This window comes from Bacteroidota bacterium (assembly GCA_030706565.1).
Taxonomy (GTDB): Bacteria; Bacteroidota; Bacteroidia; order Bacteroidales; family JAUZOH01; genus JAUZOH01.
Map to the genome: position 1 here is coordinate 1 of JAUZOH010000514.1, position 2,478 is coordinate 2,478.

At 38.3% G+C, this 2,478-nt stretch carries 3 protein-coding genes; 2 read left to right on the forward strand and 1 reads right to left on the reverse strand.

What is annotated here, in order from left to right; genetic code table 11:
• Positions 1-196, reverse strand: a 196-nt coding sequence (locus tag Q8907_16230) for a hypothetical protein (protein MDP4275816.1), incomplete at its 3' end; no start/stop codon positions are given.
• Positions 197-463: 267 nt separating this feature from the next.
• On the opposite strand from Q8907_16230, the gene Q8907_16235 reads away from it, so the two are divergent.
• Both Q8907_16235 and Q8907_16240 read left to right on the forward strand, forming a co-directional pair.
• Entirely contained in the window at positions 464-1,966 is a 1,503-nt protein-coding gene (locus tag Q8907_16235) for an IMP dehydrogenase (GenBank protein MDP4275817.1), read from the forward strand.
• 149 nt (positions 1,967-2,115) lie between these two features.
• The coding region (locus Q8907_16240; GenBank protein ID MDP4275818.1) for a flavodoxin family protein at positions 2,116-2,478 on the forward strand (363 nt) is incomplete at its 3' end.

Sequence of the window (2,478 nt, forward strand, 5' to 3'; positions counted from 1 at the left end):
CGTAATCAATAGCAAGAGATTTAATCTTCAGACTGTCCGTTTCAAGAACTGAAGCCACTTTCCCAAACTGATTGTATGTTAGGTCGTGTCGAGGTGGTTTATAGCTTGAAATAGCCGCTAACTTATAAACATAAGAAGATGAATATGGAAAGGGTGGTTTTAATTTCAGGCCAAAGTACTTGGAGCACCTGGGCATATGCCTTCAGGGTAATAAATGCATTATGTTGAAAAGGATATGATTGCAGACATTAACATTGAAGATATTTGTTAACATGTTGAAAACATGGGAAAATCATGTCCATCGGAACTAATCGCCTTATTTTTTGGCCAAATATCAGGGAATGGGAGTTCATTCAGGCTGCTAAACCGGCAAAGGTTGAACAGTTTCAAATGAATACTAATAAACAATACAGTTTTTTGATTGTTTTTCTGTAAATTTGCACAATAATAAAAATACTTTCTTATGGCAAGAATCATCAATGATATTTCAAGAACTTTCAACGAATATTTACTTATTCCTGGCTTAACGACAAAAGAATGTACTCCGGATAAAATCAATTTAAAGACTCCTTTAGTTAAATTTTCTAAAGGTGACAAACCTGATTTAAATTTGAATATCCCGTTTGTTTCGGCAATTATGCAGGCCGTATCTGATTCCAATATGGCTATTGCCTTGGCAAGAAATGGAGGGCTTTCTTTTATTTTCGGTTCTCAATCAATTGAAGAGCAAGCCGAAATGGTAAGAAAGGTAAAAAAATACAAAGCTGGTTTCGTGATCAGTGATGCCAATTTGACTCCGGATCAAAGCCTGAAAGATGTAATTGATCTGAAGGATAAAACAGGGTTTTCAACCATAGGCATTACCGATGATGGAACTTCGAATGGAAAACTATTAGGATTAGTGACAAGCAGGGATTATCGCCCGGGGAAAGATAATCTGAATAAAAAAATAAAGGAATTCATGACCCCGTTTTCCAAATTAGTCGTTGGGAAGTATGGAATAAGCCTGGACGAAGCCAATGACATTATATGGGAGAATAAGATCAATGCCCTTCCTATCATTGATGACCAACAGCATTTAAAATATTTTGTTTTCAGAAAGGATTACGACAACCACAAAGACAATCCCAATGAATTGTTGGATGCACATAAAAGATTGCTGGTTGGCGCCGGGGTTAATACCAGGGATTATGAAGAACGCATTCCCAAATTAATAGAAGCCGGTGTAGATGTTATCTGTATTGATTCGTCTGATGGATTTTCAGAATGGCAAAGGGATACGATAAAATTTGTAAGGGAAAATTACGGAAACAAAATAAAAATTGGAGCAGGCAATGTAGTCGACCATGAAGGATTCAAATATTTGGCTGATGCCGGAGCCGATTTTGTAAAAGTCGGAATTGGCGGAGGTTCAATTTGTATAACCAGGGAACAGAAAGGAATAGGAAGAGGACAAGCCACTGCATTAATCGAAGTTTCCAAAGCCCGTGATGAATATTTCGAAAAAACCGGAATCTACGTGCCTATCTGCTCAGATGGGGGAATAGTTCAGGATTATCACATGGTGCTTGCCTTAGCAATGGGAGCCGATTTTTTAATGATGGGCAGATATTTCGCCCGTTTCGATGAGAGCCCGACAAAAAAAATCATCGTTGGCGGGAATTATGTGAAAGAATATTGGGGTGAAGGCTCAAACCGGGCAAGAAACTGGCAGCGTTATGATATGGGCGGCAGCAATAACCTTAAATTTGAAGAAGGAGTTGATAGTTACGTTCCTTATGCCGGGAAACTGAAAGACAATCTGGATATGACCTTAGGAAAGGTCAAATCGACTATGTGCAGCTGCGGGGCCTTAACCATACCGGAATTAAAGAAAAAAGCAAAGATAACCATGGTTTCATCCACAAGCATCATTGAAGGGGGTGCCCATGATGTAATCTTAAAAGAAACAAAACGGGAAAATTAAAAATCCTCCTACTTTAGATTTTATATCATTTTAAATACTTTAAACATGGGTGAACGAATTATTTTGATATTTGTTAGCCCATGTTTTTTATAAGAATTAATCTGTTGTTCTCCGGAAAAAATTTAGAATTATTTAAAAATCTACAAAGAATGAAAGTAATAGCAATTAACGGAAGTCCCAACAAGGAAGGAAATACTTTCCACGCCTTAATGATGATAGGCTCAAAGCTCAAGGAACAGGGAATAGATTTTGAAATCCTGCATATAGGGAACAAAGCAATCAGAGGTTGCTTAGGTTGTGGAAAGTGCAGGGAAAATAAAGATGAAAAATGTGCTATTACAACAGATTCGATAAATGATTACGTACAGAGCATGAAACAGGCTGACGGGCTCATACTGGCAGCACCTGTACATTACTCGGGCATTCCCGGAACCATGAAAAGCTTTCTGGACAGGACTTTTCAAGTTGCCGGCAGCAATGGCGGCCTTTTTCGCCACAAAGTCGGAGCTACA